The 26,998-nt window shown below is 43.4% G+C and carries 22 protein-coding genes; 1 reads left to right on the top strand and 21 read right to left on the bottom strand.

Annotation, left to right across the window (positions count from 1 at the left end):
• Nucleotides 1–8 precede the first annotated feature (8 nt).
• From DW694_RS11625 to DW694_RS11610, 4 genes are all read right to left on the bottom strand, one after another.
• Nucleotides 9–1,133 (bottom strand): glycosyltransferase family 1 protein, encoded by a 1,125-nt coding sequence (locus DW694_RS11625; protein WP_118368686.1) that lies wholly within the window; start codon nucleotides 1,131–1,133, stop codon nucleotides 9–11.
• 31 nt (nucleotides 1,134–1,164) lie between these two features.
• The gene (locus DW694_RS11620) at nucleotides 1,165–2,199 is read right to left on the bottom strand and encodes a glycosyltransferase family 2 protein (protein WP_118368685.1); all 1,035 of its coding nucleotides are present in this window, start codon (nucleotides 2,197–2,199) and stop codon (nucleotides 1,165–1,167) included.
• Nucleotides 2,200–2,210: 11 nt separating this feature from the next.
• Nucleotides 2,211–3,035, bottom strand: coding sequence for a DUF4422 domain-containing protein (locus DW694_RS11615; RefSeq protein WP_059086096.1), 825 nt, complete (start codon nucleotides 3,033–3,035; stop codon nucleotides 2,211–2,213).
• A gap of 334 nt (nucleotides 3,036–3,369) precedes the next feature.
• Nucleotides 3,370–4,605 carry a zinc ribbon domain-containing protein gene (locus DW694_RS11610; protein WP_161206345.1) on the bottom strand — a complete coding sequence of 412 codons (1,236 nt, stop codon included), beginning with the start codon at nucleotides 4,603–4,605 and terminating at the stop codon, nucleotides 3,370–3,372.
• Between the two features lie 398 nt (nucleotides 4,606–5,003).
• Between DW694_RS11610 and DW694_RS11600 the strand changes: the two genes are divergently transcribed.
• Entirely contained in the window at nucleotides 5,004–6,026 is a 1,023-nt protein-coding gene (locus DW694_RS11600; protein ID WP_353615815.1) for a tyrosine-type recombinase/integrase, read from the top strand.
• A gap of 188 nt (nucleotides 6,027–6,214) precedes the next feature.
• Here DW694_RS11600 and galE read toward each other — a convergent pair whose 3' ends face one another.
• The 17 genes from galE to DW694_RS11515 form a co-directional block, all read right to left on the bottom strand.
• Nucleotides 6,215–7,231 (bottom strand): UDP-glucose 4-epimerase GalE, encoded by a 1,017-nt coding sequence (gene galE, locus DW694_RS11595; RefSeq protein WP_015527335.1) that lies wholly within the window; start codon nucleotides 7,229–7,231, stop codon nucleotides 6,215–6,217.
• Nucleotides 7,232–7,323: 92 nt separating this feature from the next.
• On the bottom strand, nucleotides 7,324–8,247 hold the full coding sequence (locus DW694_RS11590) for a sugar phosphate nucleotidyltransferase (protein WP_118753039.1): 924 nt from the start codon (nucleotides 8,245–8,247) through the stop codon (nucleotides 7,324–7,326).
• Nucleotides 8,248–8,390: 143 nt separating this feature from the next.
• Nucleotides 8,391–9,746 carry an ATP-binding protein gene (locus DW694_RS11585; protein ID WP_092068654.1) on the bottom strand — a complete coding sequence of 452 codons (1,356 nt, stop codon included), beginning with the start codon at nucleotides 9,744–9,746 and terminating at the stop codon, nucleotides 8,391–8,393.
• The gene (locus DW694_RS11580; protein ID WP_118368681.1) at nucleotides 9,743–10,417 is read right to left on the bottom strand and encodes a response regulator transcription factor; all 675 of its coding nucleotides are present in this window, start codon (nucleotides 10,415–10,417) and stop codon (nucleotides 9,743–9,745) included. The genes DW694_RS11585 and DW694_RS11580 overlap by 4 nt, the downstream gene beginning before the upstream one ends.
• 158 nt (nucleotides 10,418–10,575) lie before the next feature.
• Nucleotides 10,576–12,396 (bottom strand): Na/Pi cotransporter family protein, encoded by a 1,821-nt coding sequence (locus DW694_RS11575; RefSeq protein WP_118753038.1) that lies wholly within the window; start codon nucleotides 12,394–12,396, stop codon nucleotides 10,576–10,578.
• A gap of 286 nt (nucleotides 12,397–12,682) precedes the next feature.
• The gene (gene greA / locus DW694_RS11570) at nucleotides 12,683–13,183 is read right to left on the bottom strand and encodes a transcription elongation factor GreA (protein ID WP_015527340.1); all 501 of its coding nucleotides are present in this window, start codon (nucleotides 13,181–13,183) and stop codon (nucleotides 12,683–12,685) included.
• Nucleotides 13,180–13,332 (bottom strand): hypothetical protein, encoded by a 153-nt coding sequence (locus DW694_RS16965; RefSeq protein WP_015527341.1) that lies wholly within the window; start codon nucleotides 13,330–13,332, stop codon nucleotides 13,180–13,182. Before DW694_RS16965 ends, greA begins: the two co-directional genes overlap by 4 nt.
• Nucleotides 13,320–13,853 (bottom strand): CarD family transcriptional regulator, encoded by a 534-nt coding sequence (locus DW694_RS11565; RefSeq protein WP_022427065.1) that lies wholly within the window; start codon nucleotides 13,851–13,853, stop codon nucleotides 13,320–13,322. Before DW694_RS11565 ends, DW694_RS16965 begins: the two co-directional genes overlap by 13 nt.
• 216 nt (nucleotides 13,854–14,069) lie before the next feature.
• A complete protein-coding gene (locus DW694_RS11560; RefSeq protein WP_118753037.1) occupies nucleotides 14,070–17,057 on the bottom strand; it encodes a TetM/TetW/TetO/TetS family tetracycline resistance ribosomal protection protein in 2,988 nt (995 codons plus the stop codon).
• A gap of 84 nt (nucleotides 17,058–17,141) precedes the next feature.
• A complete protein-coding gene (locus DW694_RS11555) occupies nucleotides 17,142–18,011 on the bottom strand; it encodes a patatin family protein (protein WP_092068663.1) in 870 nt (289 codons plus the stop codon).
• A gap of 122 nt (nucleotides 18,012–18,133) precedes the next feature.
• Complete coding sequence (locus DW694_RS11550; RefSeq protein ID WP_021652255.1) at nucleotides 18,134–19,690, bottom strand: ABC-F family ATP-binding cassette domain-containing protein; 1,557 nt, start codon at nucleotides 19,688–19,690, stop codon at nucleotides 18,134–18,136.
• A 222-nt stretch (nucleotides 19,691–19,912) separates the two neighbouring features.
• Nucleotides 19,913–20,902: a choloylglycine hydrolase gene (bsh, locus tag DW694_RS11545; protein WP_118368677.1), complete on the bottom strand. Its 990-nt coding sequence runs from the start codon at nucleotides 20,900–20,902 to the stop codon at nucleotides 19,913–19,915.
• A gap of 17 nt (nucleotides 20,903–20,919) precedes the next feature.
• Entirely contained in the window at nucleotides 20,920–22,476 is a 1,557-nt protein-coding gene (cls, locus tag DW694_RS11540) for a cardiolipin synthase (protein ID WP_118753036.1), read from the bottom strand.
• A 398-nt stretch (nucleotides 22,477–22,874) separates the two neighbouring features.
• The gene (locus DW694_RS11530) at nucleotides 22,875–23,678 is read right to left on the bottom strand and encodes a hypothetical protein (RefSeq protein WP_021652251.1); all 804 of its coding nucleotides are present in this window, start codon (nucleotides 23,676–23,678) and stop codon (nucleotides 22,875–22,877) included.
• A 16-nt stretch (nucleotides 23,679–23,694) separates the two neighbouring features.
• A complete protein-coding gene (locus DW694_RS11525) occupies nucleotides 23,695–24,513 on the bottom strand; it encodes an ImmA/IrrE family metallo-endopeptidase (protein WP_021652250.1) in 819 nt (272 codons plus the stop codon).
• Nucleotides 24,513–24,890, bottom strand: coding sequence for a helix-turn-helix transcriptional regulator (locus DW694_RS11520; protein WP_015527351.1), 378 nt, complete (start codon nucleotides 24,888–24,890; stop codon nucleotides 24,513–24,515). The genes DW694_RS11525 and DW694_RS11520 overlap by 1 nt, the downstream gene beginning before the upstream one ends.
• Before the next feature lie 437 nt (nucleotides 24,891–25,327).
• Nucleotides 25,328–26,947 (bottom strand): IS66 family transposase, encoded by a 1,620-nt coding sequence (locus DW694_RS11515; RefSeq protein ID WP_118753035.1) that lies wholly within the window; start codon nucleotides 26,945–26,947, stop codon nucleotides 25,328–25,330.
• Between the last annotated feature and the right edge of the window lie 51 nt (nucleotides 26,948–26,998).

The raw sequence follows: 26,998 nt of genomic DNA, 5'->3' as shown, positions 1-26,998 counted from the left end.
TTTTAAACTTATTTGTTCACCACACCATTCAACAATATTTTTTCTAATTTTTTTGCTTCAGTATGAATTTCGTATCCTCGCATTGTAAAATTATCCACTATCTCCTTTTGGGACACTCGGTTTATATTTTCTTTGATATTTAAAATTTCTTCTGCCCAAGACTCCGCTGAATTTTCCAAATTCCAAAATATAAATGATGGATTAATTTTAACTTCTTTAGGAATTACACTGTCAGATGCTAACATAGGTACTCCATTTGCCTGAGCTTCCATCGCAGCCATGCTGAGGCCTTCAAATTTAGATGGAAACAAAAACAGATCGAATGTACTCAACCATCCACATATGTCTTTCTGAATTCCGGCCATATATACATACTTATTTAGTTTCTTTTTATCAATCTCTTTTTCAAGCTTTGTCCTGTCTTCTCCATCACCTATTAAAATCAATCTTACTTTTGGTTCTTTTTTTATAAGTTTTTCAAATATGTCTAAAATAAACATTTGATTTTTTTGGAAATGCAACCTTCCTATATTTCCTATGATATAATTTTCTTCCCACTTCAAATCTCGCCGCAATTTTTTTCGCTTCACATCATCAAAACAATATTTTTCTACGTCTATCGCATTACTGATAATAATAGATTTTTTTATTATTGAAGAATCATAAAACCATTCCGAAGCTTCTTTTGAGCAGCTCCAAAAATCCGTTACATAATAAGCAATTCTTTTTTTATTATATTTATGTAAAATTCCTCTTAACCTGCTATCCATATTTTGAGAATTATGGCTATGTATAATTCTTCTTTTTATCCCATATTTTTTTGCCATTTTCAGATAATCAATATTGGCAAGACTACACACATTCACCCATATTGCATCATACTTAGAGGCATTATTTTCAAAAAAATTTTTTAATTCTTTTTTGTATTTTTTATAATTTTTACTTCTCGCAGGAAAATGAAAGGTTTGTGAACCATTGGAAATAATTTCTTCTTCGAAAGCGATTTTATTATATGAATTACATAAAAAATCAAAATGAAAGGTATTCTTATCCATGTAATGATAGTAATTCATAATAACACTCTCTACCCCACCTGGATTTTCTGTCATACCAAAAACTAATATTTTATACATAGGTTTCCTCACAATTTAATGTTTGACTATTTTAATTTCTACTTTTTTCGTAAATATAATTTTGATATGCCCGCACAATATATATGATACTTGCAATATGAACCAATTTATATTTCATAAAAAAAACAGGCAATGTTCTCGCTGAAAAATTATTCTTTATATGGAACTTTTTTATCGCATCTTTGAATACAGGTGTATTTATAATTTTTTTTATATGCTCTATTTTTTTTACATAATTTTCTTTATTATTAACGCAAAATATACCTCTAACACAGGCTATATTTAAATGCATTAAAATATAATCATTAAATGCCAATTGTACATTTTCATGTTGTTTTTTAATATACTTACTCGTTATATTCATAGCTTCAATATATTGAAGTACTTTTTTATCTGCGTTACTCCTCATCGTAGACTCATTGTCTATAGAATAATGGTAAAATATCGTATCACTTATGCTAATTCTGGAACAATGCATTAAATAATGTAATGTAAAATCACTATCCTCTGAAAGCTGCATTTTTGTATTAAAGCCAATTCTATTTTCATAAATAATGCTTTTCCTAAAAATCTTTCCCCAAACCTGCATGAATTTTGTTGGATTTGCGATCATTTCCAACTTCATTTTTTCTGCAGAGTCATTAAAATAATATGTTTTCTCTTCTTTATTGTTTATATAATTTGCTCTATTACCAATCTCGTAACTATATACATACAAATCCGCTTTAGCATTTAATATATCTTCGTAAATATATTTTTTGCTTTTAGATACTATATAATCATCTGCATCGACAAAGACAATCCATTCTCCTCTGGCGTTTTTCAATCCTTCATTTCTAGCTCTTGACACTCCTTTTTCCGAATGAATTAGTTTAACATTTTCTCCATATTTTTGAATTAATTTTAATGCAACACTATTGGTGTAATCAGTTGATCCATTTTCAACAATCAATATTTCACATTTCTCCATGTTACAAGTATGTGTAATACTTTCCACAGCTCTTTCTAATGTATCAGCCGCATTATATGCTGGAATAATATATGAAATTAATATTTTTTCATTCATAATCCTCTTATTTAAAAGCTCCCTTCATATCTTTTTCCAACAAACTTAGCTTTTAAAAACGCTGTACTCTTTTTCCACCAATTAATCTTTTCCATATGCTGGTAAGGCAACTCTTTAATCTCATTTTTCTTAATTTTTCCTAGTTTAATCTCACCATCAAGCCACACATTAAATATTATCTCGCTTACTCTTCCATAAAATCGCCCCTGAAATGCTGATAATTCCTGTGGATCGATGCGTTTTTCTAACTCGAAGAGAATATCAAATAACCATTCACAATAATCATTCAGATATCTTTTTTGCATGATCATCATATTGAACATATATCCGTAAGTGTGTTTTACAACTTCATCATAACTTTTCAGATAGTCGGGATATTTTTCAGCGATTATCTCTCTGGTGATATCTAATTGAGATGCATAATGTGTATGTTCATAATGGGAATATAAGGTTTCTATATAATACTTTCTTTTTTTAGGTACAAAAATTTTATATTTTTCCAACATTGGGCGCAACTCATTATACGTAAGAACACCTTCAAATGGTGCCTTGGTTTTCTTTCCAAAATGGCGTCTGTAATGTGCCAATCCTGTATAATCCGTGTCAAGATTTTTCCACGCCCAATATAAGCCTGTAAGCTCACAATACGCAGCGTTTTTGTTTGAAATGTTTTCTCCTGTATTATCTTTTTGATACCCTAAATCCAGCGGATTTCCATTCTGATCTGTTTTTCCCTCTGCACCAACATGCAGTGGAAGATACATTGCATCTTGAGGCATTTCATATTTTTTATGTGTTGCTACTATAATTTTTACTGTAGGCGTATTCTTCGTCATTTCAATATTTCCTTACATGCTTTCTCTCTTTTTTCTATTCATCCTCCATATGCAAGTTTTTATTTTTCATAACTTCGAATACACTCCCCAACTCAAAAGCCGGCACATTCTTCGCCGTGCCCATCCCTTCTTCAGGCGCACACACGACAGGCGGTATTCAACCCGACGGTGTTTATCACTGATATACACCGTGTTTTGCTTTCGCTTTCTTTTTGTCAGCACGGCAAAGCCGATGCACTGACCTTATGACATCTGTTTTCTGACATGCCATAAGGTCAATCCACCTGCTCGCTTTTCATACTGATATTCTGTTCTGTTTCTTTTGTTCTTCCCTTCATGCTCCGCGTCCAAACTGTGTCAGGCACTTTTTCCCGAGATTTCTCACAGCATTCAGATATCGGTTCGTCTGATGTCCATTGGCGCAGCAGCATAGTTCTGTTCTGATGTCAGTCCGAATGATTTCTGCGCCGCATCTGGCACAGTTTGTGCTGATGCCGGTGGCGTGGACTTCGATAACGATGATTCCGTTTTTCCATGCTTTGTAGTCCAGATACTGGCGGATCCTGGTACTTAAGTGGAGCGGGCCCCAGTTTCCTGAGCCTTTCATGACGTTTCTGGAATATTCCTGGTTATAACGTGGAAGTACGATCACAGAAACGTCCTGCTCTACGGCAAAACGTAAGATCTGGCTTGTGACCTGGTGTCCATAGTGTTCAGAAAGATGTTTCAGATGCATCCAGTATTTCTGATCAACTCTGCCTGTCTGTCTGCCTCCGGTTGCTTCCTGGGACTTCTGGATCTTTTCCAGAAGCTTTCTGCAATGGTGGCTGTATTCATTTCCGCCTTTCCAGAACTTCACTGCGATCTCCTGACCGGTTCCGTCCAGAACAACGCCTACCGCAAAGGCATCACTGTTTGTAAACTGAATACAGAGTATCCTGCATCCTGCCTGCATCCTCTGACGTACGGTTGCTGTATTTTCATTGTTCTGACGTACTGGAACATGCAGCATGTCATATTTGTATTCAAAAACTACGGATGGTGACATGAGTCTGGCGTTTTCCGGAAAGTCTCTGCCTGACAGCCGGCAATGCATCCAGGTCCATGTGTCTCCTGTCCAGACACGCAACGTGATCTCTTTAGCGGAAAAATCCTGATACATTCCTTTGTAATAAGTAACTGCTGCATTTAGTTTCTCTGCTCTGCCGATCTTCTCATCCTGGGCAAAACGGCTGAGATAGCTTTTGGCTGAAGCAATTCCCTCATTGGCTGCTGCTCTTCGAAAATACAGCGGAACCTTTTTCCAGGGGAGAGGATCTGATGGTATGCGTCCGCCTCGCCCCGGAATGCTCATGATTTCCAGCTCGCGTAAAGTCTGCTGGCTTCCCATTTCCCAGAGATCCGTATGATCCAGAAGCAGGTTGTAATAAAATTCAGCGATCCGGTTATAAAATTCCTGTGTGGTACGCAGCCATTCCGGATGTCTGCACCAGAGATGCAGTCGCCAGGTTGTGATGCTGTAGCCGCTTTTTCCGGTGTTTTCTTTTTTGCCGGTTTCCGGTTCTTTCATTTTGGTTCTCCGTTTTTCGCAAAGAAAAATCATTATAATATAACTTATCTAAATTATTATTTTTGTCACTTATCATTTCCATAAGCGACAGGTGATTTTCTCTCAAATTGCATAGTTTTTGAATCTTAATCAATAATAGCATTGCACCCTGTCACTGTCAAGATACGAAAAATGCACCACTTTCGACCAAAAATGCAGTTTTTTTCGGTTAAATTTTTTTATATACGACAAATTTTTCTTTTTTTCGCTTATCAGTGGTCACAAAAATGGTCAGACTTTTGCTATAATAGTGCGAAAAGGAGACTACGATTATGCCTAGAAAAGGGGAAAATATCAGAAAAAGGAAAGACGGAAGATGAGAGGCTCGCTATGAAAAATGTCGTGACCATAATGGACGTATCCAGTACGGATATCTGTATGGTCGTACATACGAGGCTGTAAAAAAGAAAAAGCTGGCTGTTTTATGTCAGAATAATCTTCAAAACTCTCCGGGAAAGTGTTATGTATTTCGAAACCTCAGTGAAGAATGGATGTTATCCATGCGTTATGCTGTAAAGCTCAGCACCTATGCCTGCTACGAAACACTTCTTGATACACATATCCTTCCGGAATTTGGTGATATGCCGTTGAAATACATCTCTTCTGCTTCCGTATATGCCTTCTCTGAAAAGCTGAAACAGCAGGGGCTTTCGCCACGTACCATCAAAAATCTTCTGATTTTGTTCCACAGTATTTTACGCTATGGTGAAAAACAGGGGTATCTGAATCTTTCACAGCTGGAATTTCGGTATCCCAAAATAAATACCAGTCCTTTTCAGCTTATTTCTCATGAACATCTCACAAAGCTGATCACAGTTCTCTCTGCTGAGGACTCAGAATTTCCCATCGGCATCCTGCTATGTATTTATACAGGGATCCGCGTTGGCGAGCTTAGCGGCATCCGTTGGGAAGATGTTGATTTTGATAAAAAGCTGCTACATATAAGGCGAACGATCTCACGGATAAAAAATCTTGATTATTCTGGTGAATCTGATGACGAACCCAAAACCGTTTTAATGATAGGTCCTCCTAAATCAGTCTCATCCATCAGGGATATTCCAATCCCTGATTTTTTATTGAAAAAAATGAAGCGGATTGCTGCTGAACCTGATTCATACCTGCTGACGGGTACGAATCGTAAATGTATGGAGCCCAGAAATATACAGCGTAAATTCCAGAAGCTCCTTCAGCAATGTGAAATTCCCAGTATCAACATTCATTCTCTCCGGCATGCTTTTGCCACCCGTTGTACGGAAATGGGATTTGACAGCAAGACACTTTCTGAAATTCTGGGACATTCGTCCGTCAAGATCACCATGGATATTTATGTGCACAGCAGCATAAAACAAAAGCAGAAGTGCATGGAAAAGCTGAACTATTAGCAGTCAGAATTATGGTCAAAGCAGGCCGGAAGTCCGCATTTATACGGGTTTCCGGTCTGTTTGTCGCTTATGGAAATGATAAGCGACTTTTTTACCCTCAAAAAAACAACACGGCAGACATCCCTCCGGGGCTGTCTGCCGTGTTTTATATCGCTTTTATGTTTTTATGTAATTAAGCTTTCTGTTCCTTAAGCCTCATATCCATTAGGGTTCTGGCTCTGCCATCTCCAGGAGTCTGCACACATCTCGCGGATTCCGTTCTCTGCCTTCCAGCCAAGCTCTTTCTCTGCTTTGGTTGCATCGGAGTAGCAGGTTGCGATGTCGCCTGGGCGGCGTGGTTTGATCACATATGGGATCTTGACGCCGGTAGCTGCCTCAAAGTTCTTAACGATATCAAGAACACTGTAGCCTTTTCCGGTTCCAAGGTTGTAGATGCTTAATCCGGAATTGTCTTCCAGCTTCTTAAGAGCTTTTACATGGCCCTTGGCAAGGTCTACTACGTGGATGTAGTCACGGACACCTGTTCCATCCGGTGTATCGTAATCGTTTCCGAATACGCCAAGCTCTTTCAGCTTGCCTACTGCTACCTGTGTGATATATGGCATCAGGTTGTTCGGGATACCATTTGGATTCTCACCGATGGTTCCGCTCTTATGAGCACCGATCGGGTTGAAGTAACGAAGAAGAACTACGTTCCACTCCGGGTCTGCCTTCTGGATGTCTGTAAGGATCTGCTCCAGCATGGATTTGGTCCAGCCATATGGGTTGGTACACTGTCCCTTCGGGCACTCCTCGGTGATCGGGATCATTGCCGGATCTCCGTATACGGTTGCTGAGGAAGAGAAAATAATATTTTTAACATTATGTTTTCTCATCACGTCTACAAGAGTAAGGGTTCCTGCGATATTGTTCTCATAATACTCCCACGGCTTGGCAACAGATTCACCAACTGCTTTCAGTCCTGCAAAATGAATACAGGAGTCGATCTCTTCTTTGTCAAAAACTTCATTTAATGCTTCGCGGTCCAGGATATCTGCTTTATAGAATTTCACCGGTTTGCCTGTGATCTTGGATACTCTGTCCAGAGCCTTCTCACTGGAATTGCATAAATTGTCAACTACTACAACATCATATCCTGCGCTCTGCAGCTCGACAACGGTATGACTTCCAATGTATCCTGCTCCACCTGTTACTAAAATTGCCATAGTTTTTCTCCTCCTCTATTGGATCTAACTGTTCCTGTTTATTTTAGCACTGTTCCTTTGTTTCCACAATAGCAGAAAACCAGGTTTACTACTTAATCCCAGAGTCCCTGCGGATAAAGTCCCTGATCCTTCAGATTCTGGATCGCGGCTACCACTACCGGTTTGTCCTCTTTATAGGTCACTCCGTACCATTTATCCTGTGTGGTAAGGACCCTGACTGCTGCCTTTTTTTCCTGGAGGAGCTCGTCAACTACAAACGGAAGGAAATATTCGCATTTCAGAGGATTTTCCGGGATGCTCTTTTCAAGGAATACCGGGAAGCGTTTTACCAGCTCTTTCATAAATCCGCCGGTGAATCCCCACATGTTCATGGATACCGGAGTCTCTCCCGGGAGACTTGTCCAGGTTTTTCCATCGTCCTCTGTGTAGGCTGCTCCGCCGTCACGTTTCTCAATGTGTGTTCGCTCATTGATATCTGCAAGATATCCATTTTCATCTGTCTCACAGACACCTCTGGAAACGTAGCCATTGTCTGTCAGGGTATTCTCAAGACGGTAGCCTACCATCATATACTGGGCAGGTACGGTGTCCTCCTGGGCCTGGATCAGGAAATCATACGCCATCTTAAAGGCATGGGTTCCATAATAATCATCTGCATTGATCACCACAAACGGTCCGTCGATCTCTCCGGCACAGCTTAATACCGCATGTCCGGTTCCCCATGGCTTCACACGGCCTTCCGGAACCTGGAAGCCTTCCGGGATGTTGTTGAGATCCTGATACACATAAACGATCTCCACCTTGTCACTTAAGCGGTCGCCAATGGCATCGCGGAAATCCTGTTCATTCTCTTTTTTTATGATGAATATCACTTTCTTAAAGCCTGCACGTACGGCATCATAAATGGAAAAATCCATGATGATATGACCTTCCTGATCTACAGGATCGATCTGTTTCAGTCCGCCGTAGCGGCTTCCCATTCCTGCTGCCATTACTACCAGAACCGGCTCTTTCATAATTTTGTTCCTCCTGATTTTTAGAAATACAGGGATTTTTTCCCATACATATTTTAAGCCGGTCAGATTCTCATCCGACCGGCCTTTGAACCTTTTTTTATTATACTACACTTCACCGTGAAATCCTACTGATTATTTTCAGTTTATTTTCGGTCAGAAGTATTCTCCGGGAAAACGATCTCCATCCTGGTTCCAACTCCCTGTTCACTTTCCACGTTGATCTGTGCATGATGAAGCGTTGCTCCATGCTTCACAATGGAAAGCCCCAGACCTGTTCCGCCGGTCTGTCTGGAATGGCTTTTGTCTACCCGGTAAAAGCGCTCAAAGATCCTTCCCTGTTCACTTTTCGGGATTCCGATCCCGTCATCTGCCACACAGTAGAACGGATGCCCTTTCCGGTTGCCTACCATGATCCGCACATGACCATTCTGTTCTGTATAGCGAACTGCATTGTCTGCAATATTAAAAAGCATCTCATAGAGTACATGGCGGACACCCTTGATCTTCTCTGCACTTCCGGCAAGCTCAAGGAAAATATTTTTCTTTCCGGCAGGATGTCTGAGATTATTTCTTACGTCTTCCGCAAGCTCATAAAGATCCACCTCTTCAAAAGGAACCTCACTGTTGCTTTCATCCAGTCTGGAAAGCTGGATGATATCCGCTACCAGATTGGAAAGTCTTATTGATTCATGGTAGATCCTTCCGGAAAATTCCTGTATATGATCTGCCGGAACCATGCCGTTCATCATAAGCTCCGCATAACCGGAAATGGACATCAGCGGGGTCTTCAGCTCATGGGAAACATTTGCAGAAAATTCCTTCCGGATCTCCTCTGCCTCCTTCAGTTCTTTTACCTGCTGCCGGATCTGCCGGTTCTGTTCATCCACCCGCACAAGAAGGGGACGCAGCTCCTCATAGCACACATTGTTCAGCGGATGCTCCAGATCCAGATCGTTGACCGGACGGATCAGCTCTCTGGTCTGTCTCTGTGCAAAAACAAACTCCAGGATCAGTACCAGGAGCATCAGAAGTCCCAGCACAGCAAGACTTGAGATCCATGTGGAATATATGGAGTCTACGGTTTTTCCTACACGGAGCACGTTTCCGTCATCCAGCTTCACCGCATAATAAAAGGTCTTTTTTGCAAAGGTTTCTGAATAACGGATACTTTCGCTTTTTCCATTTTTTTCTGCCTGTATAAATTCCGGACGATCACTGTGATTTGCCAGTTTTTTCGGAGAGTTCTCAGAATCGTAGAGAACGGTTCCGTCTTTACGGATGAGAGTCACACGACTTGATGATACTGTCCGAAGCTTTTTTGTGAGAAAGGAGTCTCCATACTCATCCATGGCAAGGCAGATATACTGCGCTTCCTCACGGACTCCCCGCTGCATGTATGTGTTTAATTTATTGTAGGTGATCACACTTGCTGCCAGAAACGTGACAAGAACAGCAAAAATGATCATAATGCTTGTATGATGCAGAATTTTCTTTTTCATACATGATCTCCGATCCGGTATCCCACGCCACGCACTGTCTCGATCAAATTTCCGGCTTCTCCCAACTTTTGTCGGAGAGTCCGTACATGAACATCTACAGTCCTTGTTTCTCCGTCAAAATCATAGCCCCACACATGGCACAGGATCTGGTTTCTGGACATGACCAGTCCTTTGTTCTCCATAAGATATTCCAGAAGCTCGAATTCCTTTCTTGTCAGCTCCTTCACCTCACCCTGATAGCTGACTTCGTGACGGGACACATTGACACGAAGACCCTTACAGTGCAGTTCCCTCTCTTCGCTCTGCCTTGCGCAGCGCCGAAGGACCGCTTTGACCCTGGCTACAAATTCCATCATCCCGAAGGGCTTGGTGATGTAATCATCTGCGCCGCCCTCCAGACCTTTTACCTTGTCAAACTCCGCTTCTTTGGCTGTGACCATGATCACCGGGATATCCCGGGTCCTGGTGTCACTTTTCAGTCGTTTCAAAATATTATACCCATCTTCACCCGGGAGCATGATATCCAGCAGGATCAGTTCCGGCAGATTTTTTTTCATGGCTGTGTCAAGTTCTGCCCCGGTTTCAAAACCTTCTGCCTCAAAGCCTGTTGTCTCCAGGGTATAGACAAGAAGCTCTCTGATATTTCTCTCATCTTCCACACAGTAGATCATTCTATATCCTCTCTGTTCGTTTTTTTGCCGTTGGCACTTCATAATCGTCTGGTCTTTTCTGTTCCATGCCTTCAGTATAACTGCTTTCTTTTTACTGCACAAGCCCTGGCCGTCTGCTGATACAGATAACCAGGGCATAGCATTATTTCGATATCTTTTTATTGGCTGCGTACCGCTGCCATCTGGGCTGCCGCCGGCTCATCCTTTATTTCCGGAAGCTGATACTGACTCCGGATCACCTCCAGCGCACGGTAGAAGGTTTCGTCCGGCCCATGTTTGATCTGCTTCAGGTGCTGATGTGTATCAAAAGCATCTTCATGAACCTGTGTCACACAAACACCGATATTGGAACAGTGATCTGCCACACGCTCCAGGCTGGTAGTCACATCGGACAGGATGAATCCCATTTCAATGGTACATTCTCCGGCGCGAAGTCTCTGGATATGCCGGTACTTCAGTTCCTTGCTGAGTTCATCGATCACTTCCTCCAGTGGCTCGATCTCTCTCGCAAGCTGCACATCCTGATTTTCGTAAACCTTGTAAGCAATATCTACAATGTCTTCCACCGCATGCTCCATGACACGTAACTCTTCCAGCGCCTTATCCGAAAACTTCAGGCCTTTTTCATAAAGCTCCTGTGCGGATTCCATGATGTTCACACCGTGATCGGAAATCCTCTCGAAATCACCGATACAGTGGAGCATGATGGAAACGCTGTGACTGTCATGAACGGAAAGATCCTTCTGGTTCAGTTTTACAAGATAGGTTCCAAGTTCATCCTCATAACGGTCTACCTTTTTCTCTGCTTCTTCCACCAGAGCCTTTCCTTCTGTGCTGAAATTCTTCAGAAGATCCAGGGCGGTAAACAGAGTTCTGTGAGAATCCTCTGCCATTTTTTTCGCTGCATTCCTGCTCTGCTCAACTGCAAATGCAGGTTTCTCCAGAAAACGGCTTTCCAGGATCATGAAATCCGGATCTGCTGCCACCTTCTCCTCCTCTTCCTTCCTGTCGCGGATAGTAAGACAGGCAAGCTTCTCCAGAGCCTTTCCAAACGGAAGAAGAACAAGAGTTGCCGTGATATTGAAGGCACTGTGCAGGATCGCGATCCCGGCCGGAGTCGCTGCCTGTGCCATAAATGAAAAATGTACTGCTGCATTTATCGCATAAAATACTGCCATGAACAGCATGGTTCCGATCAGATTGAAATACAGATGGACCATAGCCGCACGTTTTGCGTTTTTGCTGGCTCCGATGGCTGAAAGGATCGCGGTGATACAGGTACCGATATTCTGTCCCATGATAATAGGAAGTGCTGCACTGAACGGTACCATTCCGGTAAGGCACAGTGCCTGGAGGATACCAACCGATGCGGAGGACGACTGAATGATCGCTGTCAGCACTGCTCCGGCCACAACTCCAAGGATCGGATTGGAGAATTTCACCAGCATTCCGGTAAACTCCGGTACCTCTGCAAGAGGTTCCACAGCTCCGCTCATGGCATTCATTCCATACATCAGGATCGCAAAGCCTACAAAGATCGCTCCCACGTCCTTTTTCTTCTGGCTTTTTGTAAACATGATCAGAACCACGCCGATCAGTGCCAGGATCGGTGAAAATGACGTCGGCTTAAAAAGCTGGATAATAAAGTTATCACTCTGGATACCTGTAAGACTTAAGATCCATGAGGTTACGGTAGTACCGATATTGGCACCCATGATGATTCCCACAACCTGGGACAGCTTCATGATTCCCGAGTTTACAAAACCAACGACCATAACGGTAGTTGCCGAGGATGACTGGATCACTGCAGTCACACCCAGTCCAAGAAGAACGGCTCTGATGGGATTGGAGGTAAGTGTCTCCAGGATCCGCTCAAGCTTTCCGCCTGCAACCTTCGCAAGCCCGTCTCCCATTAAGTTCATTCCATAAAGGAAAATAGCAAGTCCGCCAAGCAATGCCAGTACGCTGAAAAAGTCCATAATACTCTCCTTCACTTTCTCTTTTTGATATGTTTGATTTCCTTTTTTCTCATTTCAACGATTTTCATAATAGCGGCCTATTGTAAAATTTTCCCCACTGGAATGTAAAATCTGTGTAAAAAAAATAAAACAGAGGATCCTGTTACGGGAAACCGATTTCCCGTCAGGATCTCTCTGTCCTATATATTGTACAGTGGTTTTTATCCTTATGATGTGTTTTGTGCTGCGGACATTCTCATTCCGCTGAGCTGCATGCTCATGAGCAGAGCTGCCCTGCGATCTGTGATCAGAATCCGCGGATCTCCTCATCCTCAGATCCGGTCTTGTCGATGGATTTTATTACAAGGTAATAGCTGTAATCATCATTGACCTTTACTTCCACCCGGTCTCCTACACGATGACCGCGCAGTGCCTTGCCGATAGGCGATTCAATACTGATACGGTTTTCCATGGAATTTCCGCGGATGGAAGTAACCAGCTTGTACTTCTCCACCTCATTATCTTCTTCAAAAAGAACTTCCACGATATCGTCCATTCCCACTTCGTCAGATCTGGAAGCATCGGATACAATGGATGCCGTCTTCAGCATCCTCTCCAGATAACGGATGCGGCTCTCGTTCTGATTCTTATGCTTCTTGGCTGCATAATACTCAAAGTTCTCACTTAAGTCTCCCTGGGCACGTGCCTCCTTGACCGCCTCAATGGCTTCCTTACGTACTACCAGTTTACGGTGTTCGATCTCCTGCTCTATTTTTTCAACATCCTTGCGGGTAAGCTGTTCTCTCATTTCTCTGGCATCTCCTTTTCTTTATAACATTCAGACTGATCCTGGATCTGTTCTCCACTTCCTGTGAAGCTTCTGTCACAGATACAGGATTTCTGGAAGGTTACCGGAAATACCATAGCAGATACGCTCTGCTTTGTCAAACAGCGCATACCTGTTCTTCGGCTTCCTTCTGCTGGTGTACTCGCTGTTCAATATAATCTGCCATATGTTCTTTGGGGATATCCAGTAACATGGAAAATTCAGAATAGAGATGATCCTCTGCAAGCTTCAGATACCGCTCGTCTGTAGCGGTTGTTTTTTTGCCATGAGATAATCTGGCCTGTTTTCTGACGTAGATCGTCTTGATGATCCGAAGAAGATCTCTGCATTCACAGGTACGGATGCATTTCTTGTAGCTATCCTCCCGGAATTTCTCATTCTCAATACTCAGTGTCTCAATGGATGGGATCTCATCGATAAGCCTCTCCGCTTCTTCCCTCGTAATGATTCCGCGAAGCACCTGCTTTCCACCTTCCACCGGTGTAAATATCTTCCCATCTGTTTCTCCTCCGGGCCTCAGTACATAATAAAGCTTCTCGCCGGAGGAACCATCCACCCTCATTGTGGTAACTCCTGTTACCTGGCAGATGCCGGTACGACCATACACAACATATTCGCCTGTTTCAAACATTTTTCCACTTCCTTTCATTTTTTTACTTTTCTTTTGTTATCCTGGCGCTTATTGTGCTCTAATGAAAGCTCCCTGCCAGGTTATATATCCAGACAAGGAGCTTCTCACTGAGGATTCTATCCTTATTTTACTACTTTTCCCATTTATTTGCAAAAGAATTCAAAAAGTTTTTTTATTTTTGTGAAATATGCCCACAATGAGGGCATATATTTTTTGTTATAATTCTTCTTTTTTCTTTCTTCCCAGACGGATGTCTTCCATATGAGATTTCAGTTCCGGTGTCATACTGTCAAAGAGATAGGTTTTGCTGTTGTCCCTGTGCTCCTGCCATTCTTCTCTCATCTGCTGTTTTGCGGAAACGATCTCATCTTTGAATCCGCGCGCTGAGATCCTGGCGGCTCCCTGTCCCATAATGATGATCTGCTCCAGTCCGTCTGATGTGGCAACTGTCACGTTATGCTTCCGTCCGATTTTATGGACAGTGCGTTCAATATACTGGTCTGCAGTTTCCGCTTCTTTTGTATAGACAACATGAATGTTATGATACTGGAATGTTTCCTCCGGATGGCCCTCCACACGGTAGGCATCAAATACCAGGATCAGGATGCAGCCCTTGATCCCCTGATAATCACTTAATATATCCATTAACCTGGACTGTGCCGCATGAAAGTCTGCCTGTGCCAGATCTCTTAAATCCTCCCAGGCAAATATGATATTGCAGCCGTCCACCAGCAGATAGTCCTCTCTGTGGATGGCCGGACTGCTGTTTCTCCAGGCGCCGTGACCGGTTTTTGCCGGAAGGCCGGAATCTGCTGCATCTTTGCCTCCCTTCCCGGAAAAGCTGCTTCCGCTTTCCGGATTTCCGAAGCTTCGGCTGTTACTGCTGTATTTCTTTGAGCTCACCGGACCAAAGGTTTTCTCAAAGATTGCCTTCAGTTCTTTTTCCTCTTCATAGTTTCCATACATGGAGGTATATTTTCCACGGCCGACATTGGCTGTTCCCTGAACTGAACGCACTCCTGCAGAGCTGTTGCCGGAATCCTCATAGGCATCCTTACTGTCCGGAAGCTGAGCTCCTTCCAGATGCATATATTCTTCTACCTCATACCAGGGAACCACGAAGCCTGCTCCATGGGCACAGAATACAGAGCCTGTAGGATTCTCAAGATCTCTCTCGGAATCATAGCCGATCTCCTCTGCGATCTGCTCCTGATCCTGACAGGGTTCATAGCCATTCAGAGTACAGGTCAGATGACCTCTGCCTCTTGTGTAGGAAACTACCTGGCTCTGATAATCCCTCATTTTTGCCACCGGCGCACTTCCTGTGATCACCGACAGCTCTCCCTGGGTTTCCGGCCCCTGAAAGGTTCCCTGCATCCTCTGGATATCCGTCATGGCACGTCCTACATTTTCTGCCGGAACCTCAAGTCGGAAGCTGTAATAGGGTTCCAGAAGAACTGTCTCCGCTTTCTTGAGGCCCTGGCGCACAGCACGGTAGGTCGCCTGCCGGAAATCTCCACCTTCCGTATGCTTCTGATGTGCCCGCCCGGTGAGAAGTGTGATCTGCATATCGGTGATGGGTGATCCGGTAAGGACTCCCAGATGCTCTTTTTCTTCCAGATGTGTCAGGATCAGCCGCTGCCAGTTCCGATCCAGCTGATCTTCATTTGCCGCAGTAAAAAACTGCAGTCCGCTTCCTCTCTCTCCCGGTTCCAGAAGAAGATGCACCTCCGCATAATGACGAAGCGGTTCAAAATGTCCCACGCCTTCCACCGGTGCGGCAATGGTTTCTTTGTATACGATATTACCGGTCCCAAATTCTACTGCCACATGAAAGCGCTCCCAGATCAGATGCTTCAGGATCTCGATCTGTACCTCGCCCATCAGCATGGCGTGGATCTCTCCCAGCTGCTCATCCCACATGATATGAAGCTGCGGTTCTTCCTCCTCCAGCTCCTTCAGGCTTTTCAGCATCCTGTGAGCGTCACAGCCCTCCGGAAGGATGATCTGATAATTCAGTACCGGTTCCAGCACCGGCATGGCAGAATCCGCCTCAATGCCAAGTCCCTCTCCCGGATATGTTTCGGTAAGACCTGTAACTGCACAGACGGTTCCTGCCTCTGCCTCTTTGAGCATTTCAAATTTTGCACCGGAATAGATACGGATCTGATCTGCCTTTTCCTCCCAGATCTCCTCTGCCGGAATACCATTTCTTCCTGCATTGGTCAGCGTCTCCTTAACCTTCAGGCTGCCGCCGGTGATCTTCATATAAGTGAGACGGTTTCCCTGCTCATCTCTGGCGATCTTAAAGATCCTGGCTCCGAATTCTGCGGGATAGGACGGTACTGCCATGTAGGTCTCCATTCCATGGATAAAAGCATCTACGCCTTCCATCTTCAGGGCAGATCCAAAGAAGCAGGGAAAAAGCTTTCGCTCCAGGATCAGCTCTGCCACGTCCTTTTTTGCGATCGTTCCTGTTTCCAGGAAGCTTTCCAGAAGGTTCTCCTCACACATGGCAATATTTTCCAGAAAATCATCAGTTCCATTTATTTTATCAGAAGCGCCCTGCGTTCCGGATATATTCTCTTTTTCTGCTTCACTGGCGTTGTCTTTCAGCTGCATTCCTTCAGCTGACGGAGATTTCCCGGAGTTATCCACAGGATTCTCCTTTTTCCCTGCTGCTTCTGCACCGGAGCATTCCAGTTCTCCACTAAAATCCACACAGCATCCGCTTAATTTCTTCTTCAGCTCCTCAAGAAGTCTTTCCCTGTCTGTTCCTTCCTGGTCCATTTTATTTACGAAAAGAAATGTTGGGATCTTATACTGTGTCAGCAGTCTCCACAATGTCTGTGTATGCCCTTGCACACCATCTGCTCCGTTGATCACCAGGATCGCATAATCCAGCACCTGCAGGGTACGCTCCATCTCAGCAGAAAAATCCACATGCCCCGGCGTATCCAGAAGTGTCACCTCCATATCCCCCATGGAAAAAACTGCCTGCTTTGAAAAAATGGTGATTCCTCTCTCCCTCTCAAGCTCATAAGTATCCAGATACGCATCCTTGTGATCGACTCTTCCGATTTTCCGGATCCTTCCGCATTTAAAAAGCAGGCCTTCCGATAATGTCGTCTTTCCTGCATCCACATGGGCAAGCACGCCCAGGCTTATATGTCTGTGTTTTATATTCTGAGGTTTTTCTCCCATTGAAAATACCCCTTTCTGTTGTAATGATATCCACTATCATAACATAGAAAGGGGTATAAGTCGAATTTTGTTTCGGTCTGTGATTCAGGAATCCAGGTAGGCTTTCAGCTTCTCCAGATCCTTTTTCATATCTGCTCTTCCTGTCTGGTAGATCCGCTCCAGATTGCTCTCATCACGCTCGATCATCGCCGCCTGGATGGGACTGCTCGGACGGATGATATGAACGCGACCCTCTTTTTCCAGAGCAGACAGTTCCTCCAGTGTTTCATTATAATGGATATGCCGTTCCTCCAGATCCTTCAGAAAAGCCGGATATTTATGTAATACTGCTTTCAGAAAAAGCTGCATCTTCGGGTTTGCTTTTTTTCGGTACTTCACATCTCTGGTAAGCACCACTACGTTTTTTTCGTATCCCCGGGAAAGCATCCACTTAACCGGGATCGGATCAGACACACCACCGTCCAGAAGTCTCTTTCCCCCAAGCTTCACCGGTCGGGAGGCTATCGGGATCGATGCAGACGCACGCATCCATTCAATATCCTCCACATCTCCGTTGGGACATTCATGATACACCGGTTTTCCTGTATCCAGGTCCGTACACACCACTGTAAATTTCATGGGATTTTCTGCGTAGGTCTGACGGTCAAAAATATCCAGCTTCCAGGGCAGTTCATAATATCCGAATTCCCGGCTGTATACATCTCCTGTGGTGATCCAGTTCCGGATGCTTGCAAGTCTTTTATCCTTGCAGTACTTTTTGTTATAGCGAAGAACTCTTCCGATCTGCCTGGACTTATAATTGCATCCAAAAACAGCTCCAGCCGATACGCCCACCGCACTGTCTGCGTAAATCTCATTTTCCATCAGAACATCGATCACACCGGCTGTATACAAGCCTCGCATACCGCCGCCCTCCATAACAATACTGAATTTTTTCAATTGTGTTTCTTTCATTTATTTGTCCTCTGTATTCTGTCTGGCAGACTCTGCTGCCCTTATGCTGTCATCTTTTATGTCCCATTTATTGTACTTTTCGAATTATATCGGTCTTTTCTGCCATATATCTATATCCATTATCAGAATATCTTGGTTGTCCACTTGCTCATATCCCAGACTTCATTTACCACATCCTGGTAAAATTCCGGTTCATGGCAGATGAGAAGGATACTTCCGCGGTATTCCCGGAGAGCTTTTTTCAGCTCGTCTTTTGCATCTACATCCAGATGATTGGTAGGCTCGTCCAGAAGAAGAATATTGGTGTCACGGTTCACCAGCTTGCAAAGACGCACTTTTGCCTGCTCACCACCGCTTAAAACTCGTACCTGGCTCTCAATATGCTTGGTCGTCAACCCGCATTTCGCCAGCGCGGAACGCACTTCATACTGGGAAAATGACGGAAATTCCTGCCAGAGCTCTTCGATACAGGTAGTTCGATTCTCACCTTTAACTTCCTGCTCAAAATATCCAATCTCAAGGTTCTCGCCCTGCTCCACACTTCCGGAAAGAGGCTTGATCAGTCCGAGAAGACTTCGAAGAAGTGTTGTTTTTCCTATTCCATTGGTTCCCACCAGTGCGATCTTCTGTCCTCGCTCCATAGTAAAATTCAGTGGCTTGGAAAGCGGCTCATCATAACCGATCACAAGGTCATGTGTCTCAAAAAGCATCTTTCCTGGTGTTCGGCCATAACGGAATTTGAACTCCGGCTTCGGCTTCTCTGCTGCCAGCTCGATCACATCCATCTTGTCCAGCTTTTTCTGGCGGGACATAGCCATGTTTCTTGTGGAAACACGGGCCTTATTCCTTGCTACGAAATCCTTCAGCTCACTGATCTCCTGCTGCTGTTTGCGGTAAGCAGCCTCCAGTTGTGCCTTCTTGACCGCATAGACCTCCTGGAAATGATCGTAATCTCCTACATAACGGTTCAGTTCCTGATTTTCCATATGATAGATAATGTTAACTACAGAATTCAGGAAGGGAATATCGTGGGAGATAAGGATAAAGGCATTCTCATAATCCAGAAGATATCTTTTCAGCCATGCAATATGCTCCTCATCCAGATAGTTGGTAGGCTCATCCAGAAGCAGGATGTCAGGCTTCTCAAGAAGAAGCTTCGCAAGAAGTACCTTGGTTCGCTGTCCGCCGCTTAGATCCGTAACATCACGGTCAAGCCCAAGATCCAGAAGGCCCAGAGCTCTGGCAACCTCCTCCACTTTGGCATCGATCGCATAAAAATCGTGAAGTGTCAGTTCGTCCTGGATCGTTCCAAGCTCTTCCATCAGACCATCCATCTCGTCAGGATCTGCAGTTCCCAGCTTGTCGCAGATCTCGTTCATCCGTTCTTCTTTTTTGAGAAGAGGATCAAAAGCGGATTTCAGCACCTGGCCGATGGTCATCCCCTTTTCCAGAACTGCATGCTGATCCAGATAGCCTGCGTGGACATTTTTTGCCCACTCTACCTTGCCCTCATCCGGCATCAGTTTTCCGGTCACGATACTCATAAATGTGGACTTTCCTTCGCCATTAGCGCCTACAAGTCCGATGTGTTCTCCCTTAAGAAGCCGGAAAGATACATCTTCGAAAATCGCTCTGTCTCCAAACCCGTGGGTCAGGTGTTCTACATTTAAAATACTCATTTGTTATATTCCTTTATCATTGTGGTTTTTCTGTTTTCCCGGAAGGGATTTTTAATAATGCTATAATATTATACTTGATATTTTTCTCTGCTGTAAAGTCAAATCTCTGTATACACTACGATCGGCTGACTGGCAGCTTTTTTGTATTACCGGTTAAGCTGCTGAATACTATTGAATAATTTTCCATCTTCCTACCCATTATCTTCTGTAAAAATCTTGTTCTTATTTATTATGCCATCGGATCTCACCGTTTAATATGATCGGATAACGGATCAGCTTGTCTGAATCAAGGTTTTCCGCATACATATCTACTGCGGTTATCTGGTGATTATCATATGTGGTATAATAATAGATTCCCTTTGTCGTGTTGCAGCATGAAGTATAGATCGTGATCTCATATGCGTCCTCTGATACCTCACAGCATCCCCGCTGCTGATCAACAGAGCCTAAAATATGGAAAAACTGGCTGACACTTTCGTTTTCCCCATCTCCGGATATTGCGTTTAATTTTGTAAATGCAACCTTTACAAATCTTGACTGGCTTGAAAGATCTCCCGGAATTCCCATTCCGCCCATTCCTCTGCTGTATGGATCCAGCTCCAGCACTCCTGCAAATGTACTTTCCGGCTGCTTTCTGGATACACCCGCATAATTGTTAAGTGCAAACATCTGACCGGGGAATGGAGGATTATTTGTAAGTACGCCAACAGGATCGTCATAGATGTGCATTCCGTCTTTCATGGATTCTACAACGATGCATTCCTCCTTGTCTGCGATCATCCAGTGAAGCTGTGCCGTTGGAAGCTGTTCACTGAAGGGTGTTCCCATAAGCTCCATATTGGAAAGCATCCTCCTTGCTTCAGCCACCGAAGCACACTGGGTAAGGATCCATGGAATAAATTCATATTGCGCCACCTGGACAAGATCCTTATCTGTCTCTGCCACTTCCTCTGCATATGCCGCATTCCCCACAAAGTTAAGTCCTGCCATACCCAGTCCCTTTTCATTAGCCGCATCATAATAAAGCGGATAATCTCCTGCTACAAACGCCATTCCTATGAGAGCATAATGTGTTTTTACTTTTCCTGCATATCGGAAATCGAACTCATAATTTCTTGGGGTTATGGTCACCTCTTCCCCATAGGAAAACTCATAGTCAAGAGTTCTTCCCATATAAAAATCCTTTGTCTGATACGTTGCTGCTGTACACATAGATTTACACCTCTTCCTTACAATAATCCTGCAAACAATCTCATGAAAAGCTGTCCCAGACGAAGATATGCACTGCGTCCTGTCCGGTATTGTTCTGTTACTTCCCGACATTCCTTCATTGTTTTTTCCAGGTCATTTCTTATGGATAACACAGCCGGACTGTCTGCCATAAAGCATCCGTTTTCAAAATGATGATAAAGGCTTCTGTAATCCAGATTTATGGTTCCGCAGGTTGCCATACAGTCATCTGCCACGCTCATCTTGGCGTGACAGAAGCCAGGTGTCCACTCATAGATCCGCACTCCATTTTTAACCAGTCCATGATAAAAGGAACGTGTAACACTGTAAATCATTTTTTTATCCGGGATTCCCGGTGTAATGATCCTGACATCAACTCCCCTCTTTGCAGCAAGACACAGCGCATGTGTCATTTCATCCGTAATGATCAGATATGGCGTTATAAACCAGCAGTATTTTTCAGCTTTGTTGACCATGCTGATATAAACTTCCTCTCCTACCTGTTCACCATCCATTGGACTATCTGCATAAGGCTGTACAAATCCGTTCTGAGCTGCCTTATATTCTGATCTTATAAAATATTTGCTGAAATCCTCATTATTATTCCTGTCATTGGCTGCATTCCACATTTCAAGGAATGTTGCTGTAAGCGACTGAACTGCATCGCCTTCAAGACGGATCCCGGTATCCTTCCATTGTCCGTAGGGATTGGTGTAATTAAAATATTCATTTGCCAGATTATAGCCGCCTGTGAAAGCTGCTTTTCCATCGATCACGGTTATTTTTCGATGATCACGGTTGTTCAGAAATACATTCAGACCCGGCATAAACGGATTAAATACCCGGCAGTGGATTCCGACCCGCTCCATCTTTTTTACAAAATCCGTATTAATAAAGCCAATAGAGCCCATATCATCATAAAATACTCGCACTTCCACGCCTGCCTGTACACGCTCCTCCAGCACTTTCTGGATCTTTTTCCAGGCCTCTGCATCCTCTATCGCATGGTATTCCATAAAAATAAACTTTTCAGCCTTTGACAGTGCTGATAACTGTGCTTCTAATCCCTTTACCGCCTCATCATAATAAACAATATCCGTGTTCTGGTATACGGGATAACCTGCATTTTTCCAAATATACTCACTGATATTTCCTGCTTTGGGGATTTTGTTTTTGATATTTTCCAGTTTTTCCCGATTGTCCGGCAGAAGCGGCAGAAGCTTTCTGTCGATATCCGCATATCGTTCTCGCATTTTACGGGTTCCGCCATTTAATCCAATCAGAAGATACAGTGCTACACCCATGATCGGAAACACAAGTATCAGAATGATCCACGGCATTTTCATGGAAGAGGTCTGATCGGATGCATATAGTGCCAGAACCAGAATTCCTGCAAAGACTCTAGTCAGCAGATTAACGATCTCCGCATATTCATTCAGCCTTGTGATCACGATAATGATAAAAGCTGCTTCCAACAAAATACAAAGCACCGAAAAGCATAATCGAATGACACCGTTTTTCGTTTTTGCTCTACCCTCCAGTGTATCCTGCTTCATAAAACCGCCCCTTTCTGCATTGAATGAGAATTTTCTGTTGTGCGTAAGCCTAACTGAATATTCCTGTTGCGTAATAAAATCAACAATTATCTTCTATACTGCAAACAGCGCAGCGCTGACCTGATGATTCCTTGTCCACTGTAATAAAAAATGAAATAAGAAGAAAGCCCTGGAAGCTGCAACTTCGAGGGCTTTTGCTTTTTTCGTTATAAATACTTTAATTCTTTTTTTGCCTGCGAGCATTATATCATATGCGATTTTTCTTCGCAATATACTCTGTATACTTTTTAAGATGTTTCTGTTTTTACTGAACTCTTTGCTTCTATCATTGCAATAACTTTCTCCGCTGGTTTCCCAACTAGACATGTGATTGTTGGTATTCTTTAACCTGTTTTCACTTACCGCTTGTACCGCAACATACCATTTTTCAATTCAATAAATTTTCCGTTAAAGATTTCCTGCAACACCTGTCTGCATGGTATCCGTTGCAATCTTCTAACCTCAGACGCTTCCATTACTCGGAAAGTAGTTTGGTGATGATCTTGATAAAATGCAATGAGCGATTCAATATACGGCTCAGCATCTTCAAACGTCCAGTTTGCTTCCTCCTTCAAACGCGAGAATACCGATACCAGACTAATACATCGAACATCTTCAAAATTTGTAGCGCCATTCCGAGCATTTCGGTCATCGGAGCAGAACACATAAATCTGCTCCCCAAGCATCACCGACAAGACCTGCAACAGCACAAAAGACTTGATTTCTCCAAGATTATTTTTCTTGCCCACTTCGATATCGAGTCGTTCAAGCTCTTTCAAATAATCCTCTCTCGATATCGCCGTGTAATCAGCATCTTCCAATGCTCGATAATGTTCCGAAAAGTAATCTTTAGAAAAAACATCACAGGCCAATTTTAACATCTGTGTATAAGTCGCACACGCCAGCGGCCCTCGTACATGTGACAGGCTTTCAAGAATTTCTTGATCCGTGTAGCTTTTTATCTTTTGCGCGCCAATCTTTTCGCTCAACCAGATTGGCGCATCAGCATTATACCGATTAAGTTCTGTTACGATTTGCGCATGACAAAAGAACACATATTCCGGCAATTCCATGACCCGGTCAATCAAATGATTATCGCCGCCATCTTGAACAGAGTGCGTTTTGGAAATGAAATCGGTATCTAGCAGTGCATATTTTTTCACTTCGCTTTGACACCCCTCAATCCAAACCGTACTCTTTTTTCAGTTGAGTAATGTAAGCCACATCGTCATTTTCTCTGGATTCTGTCAGATACTCATGCTGTCTGTTATACTCAACTTTCTCAAGGAGTGTGCCAAAAGATTCTGTTCCCCTGCCATCAAGCTGCCAGCGCTTTGCCTTACCTATCAGTGATGCCCTTTTCATTACATTCGCAGAACTTATCTCCAGCAGCTTTTCAGCCTGCTGGTGGGATATGTTTCCACTTTCAAACAAGCGCAGTACAACTGCCTTGTAGGGCATAGCAAACATATCCATAAGTATCAAAACGGAATCTACCGAAACCAAATCTTTATCAATTCCATACAGTAGAATTTGCTCATGGAGAAGTTGATCCGGCATCAAAAGCAGACCTGCGAAGGCATTAGCTTCCAAGTCCTCCTGTGTTCTTCCTGTTTCATCACCTGTTGCCGAATCCAGCATAGAACCATTTTTTATATAGCTCTGGTCTGCATTTTCTACATAACAGTAGATATGGTACAATTCATGCGACGCAGCGAAAAACTGCTTACATAGTGGAAGTGCCGTATTTACGCACACAAAAATCGTATCCTGCTTCAAAAAAGTCAATGCCCATAATTCATCATCATGAATTGGAAAACGAAGCAGTTCCAGTGCAATTTCTTTCTTTCTTGCATAGTTCTGTATAACAGCAAAAATATTATCTTTGATAATAGAATTACCGACATACTCTGCCGAAAACTGCCTGACAACAGATTGAATTTCATCAAATTTCCTGTTTTGGCTTACAAAAAGGCTATCTTTCAGAACATTGTTCATCACTTATCCTCCCAGAGCTGCTCCATCTTTTTGCCATTCTCGCATGCCCTAGTGTGGAACAGAATCATGTCGGACAGTTCATCCGCAAGCCGGATTCCCTTTCTTGCTTCTTCTGTTTTAACACGCCCCATAAACGCATGAATCACATTCGTATCCATCGGCTTTTCTGGCATCTTCATCAGAGAATCCATCGACACATGCAGATATTCAGAAATCTTATGAAGTTCAATCGCATTGATTGCTCTTGCACCATTCATAATTTTGCTCATTGTCTGTTTGGAGACTCCAATTCCTTCTGCCAGATCAACCTGCTTTTTGTTTTCTTTTTTCAGTTCAGCCTGAATGTTGTTTGCAATTATCATATTTACATCCAGCATATAATCGCCTCCTGTTCTTGTACTTATATTATACGCTCTTTCACATAGAATATCAATTATTTAGAGACTGATCTTAGTTTTTAATTTATTTTGTCGCTATTTTAGTTACAAGTCATCGCTAACCTTCAGAAGAGTGGTTTACACTAACGCTATAAACCTGTATTTTCCTCATTCAAAAGACCTTCTACAACCTCAACAGAGAGATTTCTATGATAGAACAGCTCATTGCCGAAGCAACAAAATTTGATTTCAAAGTTGCTCTCAAAACGAATCCACCAAAAAACCGGTTAAAAAACACCCCATTGCTTTTCCAACGAGGCTTGTAATTGTTGCAGGTCGACAAAATGCTTGTTTCTACACCCCTTGACCTTTCTTTCGTATACGGTAAACTATCCGTACTGCTCTAACTTTAAGCCGCCGTTTCCGGCGGCAAGGTTTTAAATATTAGTTGCTTTTGTTTTGCTCCGGCATATTGCTGGAAGTTTTTCAGACCATGGCAGGATATCATTTATAAAACTATATTCCCTGTCATCCTGGTGGTCCTTCAATACAGTCAGGACATGTTCAAGATACCGAAAAGGATTCAGATTGTTAGCTTTTGCCGTTTCTGTGATGCTGTAGATAATAGCACTGGCATTTGCGCCATCCAGACTGTCGATCAGCTTCCATGTATGCTTATGGAGACAAAAGCTACGCAGAGCACTTTCTGTCGCATTGTTATCCATAGGAATATCACCGTCTTCCAGAAAGGCTTTCAGAGAAACTTCCTGATTGATACAGTAGTTGATCCCATCCAGAGTCTTTCCTCTGGAAAGCTGATTTTTAATCTGGATCTCTTTTGCCCATGCAAAGAAGGCCTCTACAAGAGGTCTGATATTGGCCTGACGGTACATCTTTCTGACTTTTGCAGGCTGTCCCTCCATCTGGTTGTCCAGATGATAGATTGCTGCGATCCAGCTGACTGCTTCGTAAGCTACAGTCTCTTTCGCATTTTTCTGTGCTGCTTTCGGCAGGGCTTTCAATGCCTCCGCAAACCTGCGCCTTGCATGTGACCAGCAGCCGGCAAAGACGATGTCTGGATTTTCCCTGTCCAGCTTCCTGTATGCAGAGTAACCGTCGCATACTACGATCCCTTTAAAATCCTTCAGGAATTCTTCCGGATGGTCCGCTTTTCGGGTTCGCTGGTATTCATACAGGATGATCGGAGTATCCGCATAACTCTTTCCGGTCCGATAGATCCACATGTAACTTTTACTGTTTACCGGCCGTCCATCCTTAGTGACCATGACTGGAGTCTCATCAGCCTGAAGTACATGAAACTGATACATCTCCTTATGGAGCCGGTCATAAAGGATTCCCAGATACCTGTCCGCACACTGGATCATCCAGTTTACCATGACCTGTCTGGAGATATGGATGTCATTCCGCAGGAATTCCTGGCTGATCCTGTAAAGAGGAAGCCCGTTTACGTACTTGGCATTCATGATGCTTGCCGCAAGTGACGGAGTGAGCAGGCTGTTACGGAGCAGATTCTTCGGACGGTCCGCTTTTATGATTGTCTGGTTGTCCTTACCAGCGTAGACTGCCACATGATGTTCTTCAACAGTATAGACTGCCGGCTGCACACGTACCCTTTTATATATCTCGTCTGGAAGCTGTTTCCATCCATCTGTGCCAAAGACATCCTGGAGTTTTTCTTCTGACAGGGTATGGACGATCACTTCAATCGGAAGATCTTTTAGAGCTGCCTCCCGTTTTCCTTTATTTTTACGACGCGGCTGTATCACATCTTCCTCAACAGGCTCAACTACATACAGTGTTTCCGTAAGTGCTTCAGCCTCATTAAATATAAGCTCCAGTTCCAGCTGTCCGGAGATCGTTTCCAGTTTTTCGGAAGAACGGCCGTAACGCTTATTGTTTGCGTCAGCGATCTGCTCGATCAGGCGCTCCATGTTTGTATTCAGCTGGTGAATCTGATCCTGCATGGACAGGATGACTGCCATAAGTGTTTCCCTGCTGAAATTATTCAGTTCTTCTTCTGTATATACTTTTGCCATGGATGCCGTTCTCCTTTACCTGATGTTCCTATTGTAACGCAAAGATAAAGA

It is taken from the genome of Ruminococcus sp. AM26-12LB, assembly GCF_003480785.1.
Classification (GTDB): domain Bacteria; phylum Bacillota; class Clostridia; order Lachnospirales; family Lachnospiraceae; genus Blautia_A; species Blautia_A fusiformis.
The sequence above is the reverse complement of the archived record's forward strand: the minus strand, read 5'-3'. Positions and strand labels throughout refer to the sequence as shown.

What these genes read in the sequence shown, in the direction of transcription:
- DW694_RS11520 (WP_015527351.1), bottom strand. Translation starts at nt 24,890, where the DNA reads ATGCTGGATGTAAATATGATAATTGCAAACAACATTCAGGCTGAACTG.
- DW694_RS11620 (WP_118368685.1), bottom strand. Translation starts at nt 2,199, where the DNA reads ATGAATGAAAAAATATTAATTTCATATATTATTCCAGCATATAATGCG.
- DW694_RS11565 (WP_022427065.1), bottom strand. Translation starts at nt 13,853, where the DNA reads ATGTTTGAAACAGGCGAATATGTTGTGTATGGTCGTACCGGCATCTGC.
- DW694_RS11550 (WP_021652255.1), bottom strand. Translation starts at nt 19,690, where the DNA reads ATGAGTATTTTAAATGTAGAACACCTGACCCACGGGTTTGGAGACAGA.
- DW694_RS11610 (WP_161206345.1), bottom strand. Translation starts at nt 4,605, where the DNA reads ATGAAAGAACCGGAAACCGGCAAAAAAGAAAACACCGGAAAAAGCGGC.
- bsh (WP_118368677.1), bottom strand. Translation starts at nt 20,902, where the DNA reads ATGTGTACAGCAGCAACGTATCAGACAAAGGATTTTTATATGGGAAGA.
- DW694_RS11515 (WP_118753035.1), bottom strand. Translation starts at nt 26,947, where the DNA reads ATGGCAAAAGTATATACAGAAGAAGAACTGAATAATTTCAGCAGGGAA.
- DW694_RS11525 (WP_021652250.1), bottom strand. Translation starts at nt 24,513, where the DNA reads ATGAACAATGTTCTGAAAGATAGCCTTTTTGTAAGCCAAAACAGGAAA.
- DW694_RS11575 (WP_118753038.1), bottom strand. Translation starts at nt 12,396, where the DNA reads ATGGACTTTTTCAGCGTACTGGCATTGCTTGGCGGACTTGCTATTTTC.
- DW694_RS16965 (WP_015527341.1), bottom strand. Translation starts at nt 13,332, where the DNA reads ATGCGCTGTTTGACAAAGCAGAGCGTATCTGCTATGGTATTTCCGGTA.
- DW694_RS11590 (WP_118753039.1), bottom strand. Translation starts at nt 8,247, where the DNA reads ATGAAAGAGCCGGTTCTGGTAGTAATGGCAGCAGGAATGGGAAGCCGC.
- greA (WP_015527340.1), bottom strand. Translation starts at nt 13,183, where the DNA reads ATGAGAGAACAGCTTACCCGCAAGGATGTTGAAAAAATAGAGCAGGAG.
- cls (WP_118753036.1), bottom strand. Translation starts at nt 22,476, where the DNA reads ATGAAGCAGGATACACTGGAGGGTAGAGCAAAAACGAAAAACGGTGTC.
- DW694_RS11580 (WP_118368681.1), bottom strand. Translation starts at nt 10,417, where the DNA reads ATGATCTACTGTGTGGAAGATGAGAGAAATATCAGAGAGCTTCTTGTC.
- DW694_RS11615 (WP_059086096.1), bottom strand. Translation starts at nt 3,035, where the DNA reads ATGACGAAGAATACGCCTACAGTAAAAATTATAGTAGCAACACATAAA.
- DW694_RS11555 (WP_092068663.1), bottom strand. Translation starts at nt 18,011, where the DNA reads ATGAAAGAAACACAATTGAAAAAATTCAGTATTGTTATGGAGGGCGGC.
- DW694_RS11585 (WP_092068654.1), bottom strand. Translation starts at nt 9,746, where the DNA reads ATGAAAAAGAAAATTCTGCATCATACAAGCATTATGATCATTTTTGCT.
- DW694_RS11560 (WP_118753037.1), bottom strand. Translation starts at nt 17,057, where the DNA reads ATGGGAGAAAAACCTCAGAATATAAAACACAGACATATAAGCCTGGGC.
- DW694_RS11625 (WP_118368686.1), bottom strand. Translation starts at nt 1,133, where the DNA reads ATGTATAAAATATTAGTTTTTGGTATGACAGAAAATCCAGGTGGGGTA.
- galE (WP_015527335.1), bottom strand. Translation starts at nt 7,231, where the DNA reads ATGGCAATTTTAGTAACAGGTGGAGCAGGATACATTGGAAGTCATACC.